Below are 15,083 nucleotides of genomic sequence, written 5' to 3' on the forward strand. Positions count from 1 at the left end.
CGCGGATAGGCTGACCGGCATGTCCGACCTCCAGACCTCCGACGGCCGCTCGCTGACGGCGCCGCGCCGCACCTATCTCGTCGTGGACGGCGAGAACATCGACGCGACGCTCGGCATGAACGTCCTGGGCCACCGCCCGAACCCGGAGGAGCGGCCGCGCTGGGACCGGATCGTCGACTTCGCACGTCAGGCGTGGGGCCAGGACGTGACGCCGTTGTTCTTCCTCAACGCGTCGTCCGGCCAGATGCCGATGTCGTTCGTGCAGGCGCTGCTCGCGATGGGCTACCGGCCGATCCCGCTCTCGGGCTCGAGCAACGAGAAGGTCGTCGACATCGGTATCCAGCGCACGCTGGACGCGATCGCGGACCGGCCGGGCGACGTGCTCCTCGCGAGCCACGACGGTGACTTCCTGCCCCAGGTCGAGGCGCTGCTCAGCGACACCGACCGCCGCGTCGGGGTCCTCGCGTTCCGAGAGTTCGTGAACGTCCGCCTCACCGAGCTCACAGCGCGCGGGCTCGAGGTGTTCGACCTCGAGGACCACGTCGGCGCGTTCACGACCGTCCTGCCGCGCGTCCGGATCATCCCGCTCGAGGAGTTCGACCCGCTGCGCTACCTCTGACGCCGGGCACCGCGCGTCAGGCCTGGAGCTCGCGGTACAGCGGGGTCGGGAACGACGCCGTCACGCCGTCTCCGCCGAGCAGCGCCGCGATGCGCTCGGCCTCTGCGGCGACGGCGTGCTCCGCGTCGGTGCCCACGTCCTCGAGCAGGCGGAACGCGGGCTCGCCGCCGGGACGCACGGCCCACGCGCCGACGATCCGGCCTTCCCACCAGACCGTCGCTCCGGCGTTGCCGATCGTGTCGAAGATCGCGGCCTTGTGCGGGCCGAGGTACCAGTCGCGCGCGGCCCAGCCCATCGTCGTCGGGTCCAGCGACGGCAGGAGCGCGACGTGTCCCTCGAGCGGTGACTCGCCGCGTCCGGGCAGGTCGGTCGCCCTCAGCATGACGCCCGGCCGCACGTCGGGTGCGTCGGGCACTCCCGTCTCCACCTCGACCTCCTCGACGTCGAGCGCGGCGAGCGCGGCACGGGTGTCACGCAGGTTCCAGCCGGTCCACCACTTGAGGTCCTCGACCGTGGCCGGGCCGAAGACCCCGAGCCACGTGCGGGCGAGCTCGGTGCGCGCCGACGCCTCGTCGAGCGCCGGGATGCCGCCGGGGAACCAGTTCTCGACGGGCGACCACACGTGCCGGTTGGACGACCAGCTCCCCCGGGGCTCGCCTCGGAAGACCAGGCCCTCGGCGGACAGCAGGGACATGAGCTGGGACGTCATGGTGCGCCGCACGTCCCACGACTTGTCCGTCGTCGGGAGGAACGCGGTGCGCAGCATCGGCGCGACCTTCGAGAGCGTCGCGCCGTCCATCGGGCCGTGCTCGGCGAGCGCCGCGTGCACCTGCGCCTCGACCGCGGCGAGGAACCGCTCGGCGTCGTCCACCGGCGGGTCGGTGGGCAGCGTCGCGAGCTCCTTGAGCAGGCGGGCACGGAGACGACGCGCGACGGCCTCCGCCGCGGCGGCGTGGACCACGGGCACGACCTCGCGCCGCACGACGAACATCGTCCGCCGCATCGCCAGCACCTTCACGAGGGACCGGCGCTCGAAGACGGCTGCGCGGAAGTCGTCGAGCACGAGCCCGGGCACCCGGGCGAGCACCGACAGGTAGACGCTCGGCGCGTCCGTCGCGTGCAGCGCCAGGACCCGGTCGACGACGTCCTCCGGGGTCCGGGCGGCCGCGCGCCCGGGCAGGTCCGTCCCGAGCGCGAGCTGCTGCGCCACGAGCCGACGCCGTCTCTGCTCCACCGTGATCCGCACGTCGCCATCCTGCCTGACGCGACCCACACGCTGGGGTCGACGCGGTGGAGGGGCTTTCCAGGCGACTCCCAGACCACGGGAGGACACTGGAGGCATGAGTACTCCCGAGGCACGGCTGGTCGTCGTCGACGACGAGCCCAACATCCGCGAGCTGCTGGCCACGTCCCTGCGCTTCGCCGGGTTCGAGGTCCACGCCGCGGCGGACGGGCAGAGCGCGCTGCGGCTCGTGCGCGACGTCGAGCCCGACCTCGTGGTGCTCGACGTCATGCTCCCCGACATGGACGGGTTCACCGTCACGCGCCGCCTGCGCGAGAAGGGCCAGCACACGCCCGTCGTCTTCCTCACCGCGAAGGACGACACGCGCGACAAGGTCACGGGCCTCACCGTGGGCGGTGACGACTACGTGACCAAGCCGTTCAGTCTCGAGGAGGTCGTGGCGCGCATCCGCGCGGTGCTGCGCCGCACGCACGCCGAGCCCGTCGAGGACGCCGTGCTGCGCTTCGCCGACCTCGAGATGGACGAGGACTCCCACGAGGTCCGCCGCGCGGGCGTCGACGTCGACCTGTCCCCCACCGAGTTCAAGCTCCTGCGCTACCTCATGCTCAACGCCGGGCGCGTGCTGTCCAAGGCGCAGATCCTCGACCACGTGTGGCAGTACGACTGGGGCGGCGACGCGAACATCGTCGAGTCCTACATCTCGTACCTGCGCCGCAAGATCGACAACCTCACCGTGCCCGGCCCCGACGGCGAGCCCGTCGCGCTGCCGCCGCTCATCCACACCAAGCGTGGCGTCGGCTACCTGCTGCGCCAGCCGCCGGGCGCGTCGTCGACCTCATGACCGCCGGACCCGACCGCACGACGACGGGCGCGCGCCCGGTCCCGCCGCCTCCCCCGGGGTCACGTCCCGGCGCGGCCGGCGCCGCGCCGTCGGGCACGCGCGAGCACGCACCCGGGGCGACCGCGTCATCCCCCGGTGCCGACAGCCCGACGGCGGAGCGGCCCTTCGGCCGTCCCGTGCCCACCTCGGAGTGGGGCTGGTTCGCCCGCATCCCGCTGCGCGCACGTCTCGTCGCGATCACGGTCCTCCTGCTCGCTGCGGGTCTCGGCCTCGCGTCGGTGGTGACGACGACGGTCGTCTCGAGCCATCTCGTGGACCAGGTGGACGCGCAGCTCGAACGGTCCGCCGAGGGCGTCGCGAGCTCGACCATCCGTCAGACCCCTGCGTCGACCACGCTGCCGAGCGACTACTACGTCCTGGTGCGCGACCTCGACGGGAACAGCACGTCACAGGGCTGGCCGCAGACGACGTCTCGCTACGGCACCCCCGACATCCCCGCGATGTCGAACCCCGAGGTCGAGGCCGCCGTCGGGACGCAGTTCACCGTCCCGTCCGTGGGCGGGACCGATCCCGCCCAGTGGCGCGTCACGCCCTTCTTCGTCTCCGACACGTTCACGGGTGACACGCGCGGCACGGCGTTCGTCGCGCTGCCGCTCACGGGCATCCACGAGACGGTCAAGGTGCTCGGGCGGGCGCTCGCGCTCTCGGCGCTCGGCATCGCGCTCGTCGGCGGGGCCATCGCGTACCTGGCGGTCCACCGCGCGCTGCGCCCGCTGCGCGAGATCGAGGAGACGGCGGCGGACATCGCCGCGGGCGACCTGTCGCGGCGTGTGCGCCCCGCCCCCCCGACGACGGAGGTCGGCTCGCTCGCGGCCTCTCTCAACGCGATGCTGTCGCAGATCGAGGAGGCTTTCGCGGCGCAGGAGGCGTCGGAGGAACGGATGCGGCGCTTCGTGTCCGACGCGAGCCACGAGCTGCGCACCCCGCTCGCGACGATCCGCGGCTACGGCGAGCTCTACCGGATGGGCGCCCTCGACACGCCCGACAAGGTCGACGACACCATGGTCCGGATCGAGGACTCCGCGACGCGCATGGGCACGCTCGTCAACGACCTCCTCGCGCTCGCGCGCCTCGACGAGGGACGACCGCTGCGCCACGAGCCGGTCGACCTCGCGGCCCTCGCGCGCGACTCCGCGCAGGACCTGCACGCGCTCGACCCGACCCGCGACGTGCGCGTCGTCGGGCTCGCGCAGGGCGAGGACGCGCCCGGTCCGCTGCGGGTCGTCGGCGACGAGGACCGCCTGCGGCAGGTGCTCGCGAACCTCGTCGGCAACGTCGCCCGCCACACGCCCGCGGGCACGCCGGTCGAGATCGCGCTGGGGACGAGCCGTGCTCCCGGCGGAGCCGGTCCCGAGGTCGGCGGCGGGTCGGCGTCGGACGACGCCGCGGCCGTCCTCGAGGTGCGCGACCACGGCCCGGGAGTTCCCCCGGAGCAGGAGGCACGTCTGTTCGAACGGTTCTTCCGCGCGGACTCGTCGCGCAACCGCGCGTCGGGAGGGTCCGGGCTCGGCCTCGCGATCGTGGCGGCGATCGTCGGTGCGCACCGCGGGCACGTGTCCGTCCGACCGTCCGACGGCGGCGGGCTCACCGTCCGCGTGGAGCTCCCGCTCGCGTCCTGACGCGCCCCTCGCGACGGATGAGTGACTCGTCCGTGACCTCTTCGTTGCCAGATCGCGACGCGCCGGCCGCTACGATGGCGCGTCGTCGTCGGTGGACCGACCTAGGCTGGTGCCGAGGCCCACGGACGATGTCGGGCCTGCCGACCGGAACCTCCGGCCGGTCCCGCACCTCCCTCGTCGTCGAAGAAGGCTGAAGTCATGGGCGTCAACAGCGCCGACGCACCGCAATGGTTCCTCTCCTCGTTCGTCCGCAGCGCTCGCGGCGCCGGGGCGACCGCCCCGGACGACGAGATCCGCGCCGTCGGGCAGGGACTGCTCGACCGGTGGGACCAGCCCGACCGCCACTTCCACAACCTGCGGCACCTGGCCGACGTGCTCGGCCGCGTGGACGAGCTCTCGCAGGAGACCCACGACCCCGACCTGGTCCGCCTCGCGGCGTGGTACCACGGCGCGGTCTTCGACGCGAAGGGCCGCGCGACCTACGCCAACAAGGGCGGCGAGGACGAGTCGGCGAGCGCCGCGCTCGCGCACACGGAGCTCACGGCGCTCGGCGTCCCGGAGCCGGCCGTGCGCCGTGTCACGCAGCTCGTCAACGCGCTCGTCCGGCACGCTCCGGACCCCTCGGACTTCGACTGCGCGGTGCTGTGCGACGCGGACCTCGCGATGCTCGCCGCCGAGCCGCAGCGGTACAAGGAGTACCTCAAGGACGTGCGCGACGAGTACGCGCACATCCCGAAGCCCGACTACGTCCGGGCGCGGATCGCGATCCTCACGAAGCTGCTCGACCGCCGGTCGCTCTTCTCGAGCCCGCTCGGCACGGCATGGGAGGAGCCCGCGCGACAGAACCTCGACGCCGAGCTCCAGCGGCTGCGCAAGGAGCAGATCAAGCTGGCACAGGCATCCTCGTCGTCCACAGCCTCGACGTCCTGAGAGCTGTCCACACGTTCCGCACCGGGCCCAGCGAGCGCGGCCCGTTCCGTCCTAGCGTCCACGTCACACGCCGGGCATCTCCCGGCGTAACACGGCCCACGGGGTCACCGACACGACGGAGGACGGCATGAGCAGGTACGAGGTCGACAGCGCGCGCGTCGCGCAGGCGAGCGCGGCGGTGAACGGCTCGGTCACGGCGATCCGCGGCGAGGTGTCCGCCATGATGCGGCACCTCACGGACCTGCAGGCGTCGTGGCGCGGCACCGCGGCGACCTCGTTCACGGGCGTCATGACGCAGTGGCAGGGCACCCAGACGCAGGTCGAGGCGGCGCTCGACGAGATCACCGCCGCTCTCGGGTCGGTCGCGCAGACCTACGCGGACGCCGAGTCGCAGGCCACGCGCCTGTTCGTCGCCCGCTAGCCGTCCAGGGGCCGACGCCGCGCCGTCGGGGTACCGGCGGTGGCCCCGGTCGGTGACCGGCTCGTCAGGGGTACGTGCGGACGACGGCGAGCCGGTCGCCCGCGCGCACGTGGTCCCCGGGCCGGGCGAACACCTCGACGACGCGGCAGCGGGCGGGCGCGAGCACGGGCAGCTCGAGCTTCATCGCCTCGAGCACGACGACGGCACCGGCCTCCGGGACCTCGTCACCCGGACGGGCTTCGACCCGCCAGACGACTCCGCCGAGCGGGGCGCGCAGGACCGTCCGGCTCGGCTCGTCCGGCTCGGTTGCTGCGTCCTCGTCGGGAGGCGGTCGGCGGCCCTGTGCCCGCGCCGACGTACCGACGTGCTCCCCCGCCTCGGCCCACACCCGCGCCTCGCGGTCGAACGCCGCGCGACGCGAACGCGCGACGGCGTCGATGTCCGCCGCCTCACGAGCCAGGAGCGCCGCGTGCTCGCGCCCCGAGAACGTCCCCTCCTCGATCTCGAGGTCGAGGACCCCGGCGCGCGCCGCGGCACGGCGCTCGGCGAGCTCGCCCGCGTCGACGGACTCCCAGACGATGCGGTCGAAGGGCCGGAAGAGCCAGGGCGTCCCGGTCTCGAACGGGCCGCGCTGACCGTGCGGCGACCAGATCGGGACGGTCCGACCGACGAGCTGGTAGCCGCCGGGGCTCGCCATGCCGTAGACGCAGAGGAAGGCGCCCCCGAGACCGACGGCGTCGGCGGGCGTCCACGTGCGGGCGGGCGTGTACTTCGTCGTCAGGAGCCGGTGCCGCGGGTCCACGGGCACGGCGAGGGGCGCGCCGAGGTACACGTCGCCGAGGCCGAGCACGAGGTGCTCCGTGCCGAGCACCGTGCGGCGCACGTCGTCGACGCTCGCGAGCCCGTTCACGCGCCGCACGAAGTCGACGTTCGACGGCAGCCACGGCGCGTCGGCCCGGACGGCAGCGGTGTAGCGCTCGACGGCCTCCCGGATCGCGGGGTCGTCCCAGCTGAGCGGGAGCCGCACCACCCGGCTCGGCACCTCGATCTTCGCGCTGGACGGCAGATCGTCCTCCAGCTCGCGGAGCAGCCCCACGAGCCGCTCGACGGGCAGCTCGTCGGGGTCGACGTGCACCTGCAGCGTCCGGACCCCGGGCGTCACGTCGACCACGCCGCGGGGCGCGGCGTCGTCGAGCGCCCGGGAGAGAGCGTGCACGCGCAGGCGGTCCAGCAGGTCGAGGGCGCCGTGGTCCCCGCCGTACTCGACGAGCACGTTGTCGTCCGCGCCGCGCAGGTAGCGGACCACGGACGGATACGTCCTGCCCGCCTCCCTCCGGTCGCGACGGTGCGGCGGGTCGCCGTGCGCGACGACGTCGCTCGTGAACGCCTCGACGTCTCGTCCCCGGACGGCTCGGGCCGCCGTCGGGACCCGTGCTGCCGCACGCGCGACGTCGGAGCCACGGAGGAGCCCGGCGCCGTCGTCGCGCACGACGACGAACCGCACGACGTCCCCCGGGCGCATCTGTCCCAGCTTCCAGCGCGATCCCGCGACGACGGTGAGCGGGCAGACGAAGCCGCCGAGGCTCGGCCCGTCCGGCCCGAGGAGGATGGGCGTGTCGCCGCTGACGTTGAGCGACCCGACGGAGTACGGGTTGTCGAGGACGTTGGACGGGTGCAGCCCGGCGTCGCCGCCGTCGGGACGCACCCACGTCAGCGGCGGGCCTTCGAGACGGATCCCGGCGCGGTCGGCGTGCGGCAGGACGCGCCACCACGCCGTGCGCAGCCGGCCGAGCGCGGCCTGCGTCAGCGCCCCCGACTGCGGGCCGGTCGTCACCGCGAGCTCCCACGAGTGGCCCATGCGCGGTCGCTCGGCGGTCGGGACCTGCGCCGGCTCGCCCAACCCCGGGTTTCGCGGCACCACGCGACGTCCCTGACGCACAACCCGGGGTTCGGCGGCGTTCGCGTGCCGCTCGGACCCGACGGCGGACGGCGCCGCCGGGGTCAGCGCGTCGCCCGCTGCGAGCGCACGCCCGGCGTAGCCGCCGATCCCGCCGGGCACGAACGTCGCCGACGAGCCGAGGTACTCCGGCACGTCGAGCCCGCCGTGCACGAGCAGGTACGTCCGCAGCCCGACGCCGTGCGGCGCGCCGACGGCCAGCACGGAACCTGCGGGCACGACGACCGGCTCCCACTGCCGCACCGCCACCCCGTCGACCGTGACGGGGGCGGGCGCGCCCGTCACGCACACCGTGGTCGCGTCCGAGAAGCGCAGGGTCGGCCCGGTGAGCGTGCACTCGAGGCCAGGCGCACCTTCGGCGTTGCCGAGCGCGCGGTTGCCCGCCCGGAAGGAGAGGTCGTCCATCGGGCCCGACGGCGGGATCCCCACGCCCCAGTACCCGGTGCGCCCGGGCCAGTCCTGGACCGTCGTGAGGACCCCCGCGTCGAGCACGTCGATCCACGGCACCGGGTCACGGATGCGTCCCAGCGTCGTCGTGGTCGTCGCCGTGCCCGCCACGACGTCCGGGTCGTCGAGCGCGGCGCGCAGCAGCGAGACGTTGGTCGGCACGCCGTCGACGCGCACCTGCCCGAGCGCCGTCCGCAGTGCCGCGACGGCGTCGGAGTGGGTCGACGCGCGCACGACGACCTTGGCGAGCAGCGGGTCCGCGTGCGGGCCGAGCTCGTCGCCGACGCTCGCTCCCGTCTCGACGCGGACCGCGGTCGTCGCCTGCCGGGCTCCGGTGCGGTCCGGGCGGGCGACCGGTGCCCGGCGCTCGCCACGGTCGAGCACGCCGTCGTGACGGGGTAGGTCCAACCGCGCGAGCGTCCCGGCGACCGGCCGGCCGCGCCGGACGTCCTCCGCGTAGACGCGGGCCTGGACGGCTGCGCCGCGCACGGTCAGGCCCGACGGCGGCAGCGCGTCGAGCACGGTCGTGTCACCGAGGGCGAGACGCAGCATCCAGGCGACCAGGTCGATCCCGGTCACCTCCTCCGTGACCGTGTGCTCCACCTGGAGTCGCGGGTTCACCTCGAGGAACGTCACGTCCCCCGTGTCGAGGTCGAGGAGCGCCTCCAGGGTCGCCGCCGAGCGGAGGCCGACGGACTCGCCGAGGCGACGCGCGCCGTCGTGCAGAGCGCTGCGGACGGCGGGGTCGAGCCCCGGTGCCGGCGCGACCTCGAGCACCTTCTGGTGGCGGCGCTGCACCGAGCAGTCCCGGTCGCCGAGCGTGAGGACGCGACCGGAACCGTCGCCGAAGAGCTGCACCTCGAGGTGCCGCGCCCGCTCGACGTGTCTCTCGACGAACAGCCGCCCGGAGGACCCCGGACGTGACGACTCCCGACGCCACGCGGCTGCGAGCTCGTCGGCGTCGTGGCACACGTGCACGCCGGTCCCGCCCCCGCCGCCCGCGTCCTTGAGCACGAGCGGGAAGCCGATCTCCTGGGCCCACCCGATCGCGTCGTCGAGCCCGCCGAGCACCGGCGACCCCGGGAGCACGCGCAGCCCGCACTCGCGCGCGAGCGCCCGGGCGCGCGCCTTGTCGCCGAGCACCCGGAGCTGGTCCGGGGTCGGGCCCGCGAACGCGACCCCCGCCGCCTCGACCGCGGCGGCGAACCTGGCGTCCTCCGAGCGGAAGCCGTACCCGGGGTGCAGCACGCCCGCGCCCGCGCCGAGCGCGGCGTCGAGGAGCCGCCGGCCGTCGTCGTACGACGCGGCGACGGGCGCCGGGCCGAGCCGCACCGCGTCGTCCGCGAGCCGCACGTGCCGGGCGCCGCGGTCGGCGTCGGAGTGGACCGCCACGGTGCGCAGCCCGAGGTCGCGCGCGCTGCGCAGGATGCGGCAAGCGATCTCACCGCGGTTCGCGACGAGCAGCGTGGCGGCCATCGCCCTCCCCCGAACCGGTGCAAGGCGCGAGGCCGCGCCTCGCCACCCGGACAGAACGACGCCAGACTAGGCCCCCCACCGCCGAGGCAGAATTCTGGTCCACCGCGGCAGCGCCCTGGTCGGTCGTCGAAGTAGAACCCCGGTCGCACGAGGCAGAACCGTGGTCTGCCGGAGGAGAACCGGGGCCACCCCGAGCAGAACCGTGGTCCGGCGACGGCCACGGCCACGGCGGGAGCAGGCCCGGCGAGGCGGTGCGGCCCGTGCTCGTGCTCGTGGCGACCATGCGGTTCCGGCAGGTCGAGCAGACCGTTGCGGCCCGTCGGGCGCCCGGGACGGGCCGTAACGACATGCTCGGCGTAACACCACGGGTCTTGCCCGGGTGAGCACGGACCAGGGTGAGGTGATGCCGGGAGGGGTGGGTGGGGGCGCCGCGTCGTGGTCGGGCCTGGCGGGAGCCGCGAGGAACGAGCGGCGGATGGAAGACGCGGCGCCCCCACCCACCCCGACACCCAACCCGACCACGCGCCGTCCGACACGACCACGGTTCTACTTCGGCAGTCCACGGTTCTACCTCGCGCGACCACGGTTCTACCTCGACCGACCACGGTTCTACCTCGCGCGACCACGGTTCTACCTCGGCGGCGTGATCAGACCGCGAGCGCCATGCGCGACAGCGCTCGCGCCGCGCGCTCCATGACGACGGCGAGCGACTCTCCGACGTGCTTGTGGAGCGCCGTCCGCGCCTCGGGGAGCTGGTCGGCGAGCGCGAGCTCGAGGATCTCGACGTGCTCGTCGATGGTGATGCGGATGCGTTCGGACTCGACGAAGTCGTACATGCGCACGGCGCGCACCTTCTCGTTCACCTCGACGAGCGCCTCGGTGAGCCGCTCGTTGCCCGCCGCCCGGGACAGGACGGTGTGGAAGCGCTCGTCGAGCATGACGAAGCTCGGGTCGGGCTCGGGGGGCGCGCCACGCAGCTCGACCCACTGGTCGAGCTCGGTTCGCAGCGCGTCGGTGTCGTAGTGCAGCTCGGGGTTCTCGATGATGCGCTCGACGCCCCGCAGCTCGAGCGTGACGCGCAGCTCGTAGAGGTCGCGCAGCTCGGCGAGGCTCGGCACGACGACGGCGTACCCGAAGTCGGTGCGCTGGATCAGACCGTCGGACAGGAGCCGGGACAGGGCCTCGCGCACGGGGGTGCGCGAGACCTCGAACCGCCTGCTCAGCTTGGGCTCGGTGAGCCGCTCGCGCGGGTCGACGCGGCCGTTGAGGATCTCTGCGCGCAGGCGCAGGTAGACGAGCTCGCGCAGCGACGTCGCGGCCGGCTCCGGCGCGGTCACGATGTCCATGCTGTTCTCCTGCTCGTCGGCTCCGAAGCGTCCCGTGCCCCGCTCTTATCCTGGCCCATCCCGCCCCCGTCGGTCGCCCTCGCCGGCCCTCGCCCTGGCCTCAGACCGCCATCGCCGCACGCACGCCCTCCTCGGCCGACTCGCCGCCCGAGCCGCGGTTCGTCACGCGCCCGGACTGCAGGACGACGTAGTCGCTCGCGGCGCCGAGGGCGAACCCGACGTGCTGCTCGACGAGCAGGACCGACATGCCGCCCGAGTCCGTGAGCGCGAGGATCGCGTCCTCGATCTCCGTGACGACGGACGGCTGGATGCCCTCGGTCGGCTCGTCGAGCACGAGCACGCGTGGGCCGGTGATGAGCGCCCGGGCGATGGCGAGCTGCTGACGCTGCCCGCCCGAGAGGAGCCCGGCTCGTCGCGCGAGCAGCCCGCGCAGCGCGGGGAACAGGTCGAGCGCCTCGTCGAGGCGTCGCGGCCCCTCGCGCGACGTGTCGGCGACGAGCTGGAGGTTCTCCCGCGCCGTGAGGTCGCCGAACGACTGCTGCCCCTGCGGCACGTACGCCAGCCCGCGCCGCACGCGCTGGTACGTCGGCATCCGGGTCACGTCCTCGCCGTCGAGCACGACGCTTCCCGAGCGGGCCTTGAGCAGCCCGAGCGCGGTGCGCAGGAGCGTCGTCTTGCCGGCCCCGTTGTGCCCGAGCACGGCGGCGACGCCGCCCGCGGGCACGGTGAGGTCGACGCCGTGCAGCACCATGGTCCGGCCGTAGCCGGCGTGCAGTCCCGTGAGCTCGAGCATCACGCCTCCTTCTCGTCGGTCGCCGCCGTCACCGAGGTCTCGTCCGTGCCCGACGTCGCGGGCGCGGTCTTCGCCGCACGCCGCCGCGCGCCGCGGGTCGCGCCGGCGCTGCCGAGGTAGACCTCCTGCACGCGCGGGTCGGACTGGACCTCGGCGTACGTGCCCTCGGCGAGCACCTGCCCGAGGTGCAGCACGGTCACCGAGCTCGCGAAGGTCCGCAGGAACTCCATGTCGTGCTCGACGACGACGACGGTCCGCTGTGCACCGATGCGCTGCAGGAGCTCGCCGGTCTGCTCGCGCTCTGCCTGGCTCATGCCGGCGACGGGCTCGTCGAGCAGCAGCAGGCGCGCGTCCTGGACGAGCAGCATCCCGATCTCGAGCCACTGCTTCTGGCCGTGCGCAAGGATCCCGGCCTGCACGTCGCGCAGGTGCGCGAGCCCCACCGTCTCGAGCGCCTGCTCGACGGACTCGGGCGTCGAGCCCCGGCGCCGCAGGAGCGTGAGCGGACCACGGCCGGCCCCGGCGGCGATGTCGAGGTTCTGCAGGACGCTGAGCTCCTCGAACACGCTCGCGGTCTGGAACGTGCGCCCGACGCCCGCCCGGGCGACACGGTGCGTCTTCCTTCCGAGCAGCTCCACACCGCCGAACTGCACCGAGCCCGACGCCTTGGCCAGGCCCGTGATCGCGTCGACGATCGTCGTCTTGCCCGCGCCGTTGGGCCCGATGAGGAACCGCAGGTCGCCCGCGGTCACGGTGAGGTCGACGCCCTGCACCGCGACGAACCCGTCGAACTCGACGCGCAGGCCGCGCACCTCGAGGTAGTCGTGCCGGAAGCGCGAGTCGTCGACGCCGAGGACGGCCTGCGCCGCCTCGAGGTCGAGCCCGTCGCCCGCCACCCCCGTCTCGAGGACGGTGCCGGGCGCGAGGGCGCCCTCCGTGGCGTCGTGCGTCGTCGGGGCCGACGCCGGTCCAGTGGGCTGGGTGGTCATGCGGTCCTCCCGGTGGTCGCGGGGTCGTGGTCGACGGCGGTCGGTGCGTCGGCGGCCGGCTCACCCGTGCTCGGGTCCGGTCCGGCGACGGCGAGGTCGCCGGGCGGGTGCGCTCCGCCGTCGGGCACGGATCCGCCGCGCGAGCGACGCCACCGCGTGAAGAGCTCGGCGAGCCCGCCGGGCAGGAACGCCACGACGAGGATGAACAGCGCGCCCTGCGCGTAGATCCACCCGGACGGGAACGTCTCGGACAGGCTCGTCTGGGCCCAGCTCACGGCGATCGCTCCGAGGACAGGGCCCAGCAGGGTCGCCCGGCCGCCGATCGCGACGCCGATGAGGAACCCGATCGACGGGACGACCCCGACGTCGGCGGGAGAGATGATCCCCACGATCGGCACGAACAGCGCCCCGCCCACGGCGGCCATGAACGCGGCGACCGCGAACGCGACCACCTTGACCTTCGCGGGGTCGTAGCCGAGGAACCGGACACGGTTCTCCTGGTCGCGGACCGCGACGAGCAGCTCGCCGAACCGGGACACCATGAGCTGGCGCGCGATCGCCACCATGACGAGCAGCGCCCCCGCGGCGATGAAGAAGAGCATGCGCTTGTTCACCGGGTCGGAGAGGTCGTAGCCGAAGAACGACCGGAACCCGTTGAGGCCGTTGGTGCCGCCCGTCGTCGCCTGCTGCCCGATGAGCAGGATCGCGAACGCGGCGGCCAGCGCCTGGGACAGGATCGCGAAGTAGGCGCCGCGCACGCGGCGCGTGAAGACGGCGAACCCGAGCAGCGCCGCCAGCCCGGCGGGCACGATCGCGATGGCGAGGATCGTCACGACCGGCGAGCGGAACGGCTCCCACCAACCCGGGACCACGCCGGAGCCGTAGAGCATCATGAAGTCCGGCACACCACCCGGACCCGCGTCGGCGAGCTTGAGGTGCATGGCCATGATGTACGCGCCGAGGCCGAAGAAGACGCCCTGGCCGAGCGTGAGCATCCCGCCGCGACCCCACGCGAGGCCGATGCCGACGGCGACCATCGCGAGGCACAGGAACTTGCCGAGCAGGCCGAGGCGGAACGTGGACATCGTCGCCGGCGCGACGGCGAACAGCAGGACCGCGGCGACCGCGAACCCGACGATCACGCGAGCCCGTGACGAACGGTAGAGGGCGGCGACCCGGGAGGTCCCCCCGGTCGTGGTGGCTGTGGCGGCGGCGCTCATGCGAGGCTCCTCGTCCGGACCGACACGAGGCCCTGGGGTCGCACCTGGAGGAAGACGACGATGACGACGAACACGAGCACCTTGGCGATGCTCGCCGTCGTGGAGTACTCGAACGTCGCCTGCAGCAGCCCGAGCGCGAACGCCGCGATGACCGTGCCCTTGATCTGCCCGATGCCGCCCGCGACGACGACGAGGAACGCGTCCACGATGTAGCTCGTGCCGAGCGTCGGGCCGACCGACCCGAGGAGCGTGAGCGCGACGCCCGCGATCCCGGCGAGGCCGGACCCGATGAAGAACGTCAGCCGGTCCGTGGCGCGCGTGGACACGCCGCTCGCCTCCGCGAGGTCGCGGTTCTGCACGACGGCGCGGATCCGCCGCCCGAGCGGCGTCACCTTGAGCACGACGGCCAGGGCGACGACCGCGACGAGTGCGAGCGCGAGGATGAACACGCGCGTCTTCGGTACGGCGAGCCCGAACAGGTCGACGGCGCCGCTCAGCCAGGCCGGCGCGCGCACGTCGACGTTCGGCGCACCGAACACGTCGCGTGCGACCTGCTGCAGCACGAGCGCGACACCCCACGTGACGAGCAGCGTGTCGAGCGGTCGCTTGTACATCCGGTGGATGAGCGTCGCCTCGAGCAGCAGCCCGAGCAGGCCACCGACGAGGAACCCGAGCGGCAACGACACGAGCAGCGAGACCCCGGCGTTCCCGACGACCCCCTGCACGACGAACGCCGTGTAGGCGCCCGCCATCATGAACTCGCCGTGCGCCATGTTGATGACGCCCATCTGACCGAACGTGAGCGCCAGCCCGAGGGCGGCGAGGAGCAGGACCGAGCCGAGACTCAGTCCCGCGAAGAGCTGCGAGAACAGCACATCCATGGGCGGTTCGCCTTCCGGTTGGTGCGTCGATGTGGACAGTTGCGTGGTGCTGCGGGTGCTGCGGTGCTGTGGCTGGGGCGGCGGCCTCTGGAGAAGGGGCGGCGGGTCTACCATCCGCCGCTCGTTCCTCGCGGCTCCCGCCGGACCCACCACGACCCGCCGCCCCTTCTCCGCCGGCCGCCGCACTCGCCCGTCACCTCGGGCAGCCCCTCCCCCCGGACCGGCCGGGCGGGGAGGGAGC

12 protein-coding genes are annotated in these 15,083 nt (G+C 73.9%); 5 read left to right on the top strand and 7 right to left on the bottom strand.

The window, feature by feature from the left end; translation table 11 throughout:
* Positions 1-19: 19 nt before the first annotated feature.
* Positions 20-619, top strand: a complete 600-nt coding sequence (locus ACMXGY_RS16640) for an NYN domain-containing protein (RefSeq protein ID WP_483774094.1) — start codon at positions 20-22, stop codon at positions 617-619.
* 16 nt (positions 620-635) lie between these two features.
* Here ACMXGY_RS16640 and ACMXGY_RS16645 read toward each other — a convergent pair whose 3' ends face one another.
* Positions 636-1,865: a DNA glycosylase AlkZ-like family protein gene (locus tag ACMXGY_RS16645; RefSeq protein ID WP_483774095.1), complete on the bottom strand. Its 1,230-nt coding sequence runs from the start codon at positions 1,863-1,865 to the stop codon at positions 636-638.
* A gap of 94 nt (positions 1,866-1,959) precedes the next feature.
* On the opposite strand from ACMXGY_RS16645, the gene ACMXGY_RS16650 reads away from it, so the two are divergent.
* From ACMXGY_RS16650 to ACMXGY_RS16665, 4 genes are all read left to right on the top strand, one after another.
* Entirely contained in the window at positions 1,960-2,703 is a 744-nt protein-coding gene (locus ACMXGY_RS16650; protein ID WP_483774096.1) for a response regulator transcription factor, read from the top strand.
* On the top strand, positions 2,700-4,382 hold the full coding sequence (locus ACMXGY_RS16655) for a sensor histidine kinase (RefSeq protein ID WP_483774097.1): 1,683 nt from the start codon (positions 2,700-2,702) through the stop codon (positions 4,380-4,382). Before ACMXGY_RS16650 ends, ACMXGY_RS16655 begins: the two co-directional genes overlap by 4 nt.
* Positions 4,383-4,580: 198 nt before the next feature.
* Entirely contained in the window at positions 4,581-5,312 is a 732-nt protein-coding gene (locus tag ACMXGY_RS16660; protein ID WP_483774098.1) for an HD domain-containing protein, read from the top strand.
* 127 nt (positions 5,313-5,439) lie between these two features.
* Complete coding sequence (locus ACMXGY_RS16665; RefSeq protein WP_483774099.1) at positions 5,440-5,733, top strand: WXG100 family type VII secretion target; 294 nt, start codon at positions 5,440-5,442, stop codon at positions 5,731-5,733.
* 64 nt (positions 5,734-5,797) lie between these two features.
* Here the strand turns inward: ACMXGY_RS16665 and uca are convergent, their stop codons facing one another.
* The 6 genes from uca to urtB form a co-directional block, all read right to left on the bottom strand.
* Positions 5,798-9,613: an urea carboxylase gene (gene uca, locus ACMXGY_RS16670; RefSeq protein ID WP_483774100.1), complete on the bottom strand. Its 3,816-nt coding sequence runs from the start codon at positions 9,611-9,613 to the stop codon at positions 5,798-5,800.
* Between the two features lie 647 nt (positions 9,614-10,260).
* Complete coding sequence (locus ACMXGY_RS16675) at positions 10,261-10,959, bottom strand: GntR family transcriptional regulator (RefSeq protein WP_483774101.1); 699 nt, start codon at positions 10,957-10,959, stop codon at positions 10,261-10,263.
* A gap of 100 nt (positions 10,960-11,059) precedes the next feature.
* Positions 11,060-11,752: an urea ABC transporter ATP-binding subunit UrtE gene (urtE, locus tag ACMXGY_RS16680; protein ID WP_483774102.1), complete on the bottom strand. Its 693-nt coding sequence runs from the start codon at positions 11,750-11,752 to the stop codon at positions 11,060-11,062.
* Positions 11,752-12,741 (bottom strand): urea ABC transporter ATP-binding protein UrtD, encoded by a 990-nt coding sequence (gene urtD, locus ACMXGY_RS16685; RefSeq protein WP_483774103.1) that lies wholly within the window; start codon positions 12,739-12,741, stop codon positions 11,752-11,754. The genes urtE and urtD overlap by 1 nt, the downstream gene beginning before the upstream one ends.
* Positions 12,738-13,961: an urea ABC transporter permease subunit UrtC gene (gene urtC, locus ACMXGY_RS16690; protein ID WP_483774104.1), complete on the bottom strand. Its 1,224-nt coding sequence runs from the start codon at positions 13,959-13,961 to the stop codon at positions 12,738-12,740. The genes urtD and urtC overlap by 4 nt, the downstream gene beginning before the upstream one ends.
* Positions 13,958-14,842, bottom strand: coding sequence for an urea ABC transporter permease subunit UrtB (urtB, locus tag ACMXGY_RS16695; RefSeq protein ID WP_483774105.1), 885 nt, complete (start codon positions 14,840-14,842; stop codon positions 13,958-13,960). The genes urtC and urtB overlap by 4 nt, the downstream gene beginning before the upstream one ends.
* Positions 14,843-15,083 lie beyond the last annotated feature (241 nt).

The organism is Cellulosimicrobium sp. G4 BAM 1002, assembly GCF_057126935.1.

Excerpts from the sequence above, each read along its gene's own strand:
- urtE (WP_483774102.1), bottom strand. The coding sequence starts at position 11,752 with ATGCTCGAGCTCACGGGACTGCACGCCGGCTACGGCCGGACCATGGTG.
- ACMXGY_RS16640 (WP_483774094.1), top strand. The coding sequence starts at position 20 with ATGTCCGACCTCCAGACCTCCGACGGCCGCTCGCTGACGGCGCCGCGC.
- urtB (WP_483774105.1), bottom strand. The coding sequence starts at position 14,842 with ATGGATGTGCTGTTCTCGCAGCTCTTCGCGGGACTGAGTCTCGGCTCG.
- urtD (WP_483774103.1), bottom strand. The coding sequence starts at position 12,741 with ATGACCACCCAGCCCACTGGACCGGCGTCGGCCCCGACGACGCACGAC.
- ACMXGY_RS16675 (WP_483774101.1), bottom strand. The coding sequence starts at position 10,959 with ATGGACATCGTGACCGCGCCGGAGCCGGCCGCGACGTCGCTGCGCGAG.
- ACMXGY_RS16655 (WP_483774097.1), top strand. The coding sequence starts at position 2,700 with ATGACCGCCGGACCCGACCGCACGACGACGGGCGCGCGCCCGGTCCCG.
- ACMXGY_RS16650 (WP_483774096.1), top strand. The coding sequence starts at position 1,960 with ATGAGTACTCCCGAGGCACGGCTGGTCGTCGTCGACGACGAGCCCAAC.
- urtC (WP_483774104.1), bottom strand. The coding sequence starts at position 13,961 with ATGAGCGCCGCCGCCACAGCCACCACGACCGGGGGGACCTCCCGGGTC.
- uca (WP_483774100.1), bottom strand. The coding sequence starts at position 9,613 with ATGGCCGCCACGCTGCTCGTCGCGAACCGCGGTGAGATCGCTTGCCGC.
- ACMXGY_RS16660 (WP_483774098.1), top strand. The coding sequence starts at position 4,581 with ATGGGCGTCAACAGCGCCGACGCACCGCAATGGTTCCTCTCCTCGTTC.
- ACMXGY_RS16665 (WP_483774099.1), top strand. The coding sequence starts at position 5,440 with ATGAGCAGGTACGAGGTCGACAGCGCGCGCGTCGCGCAGGCGAGCGCG.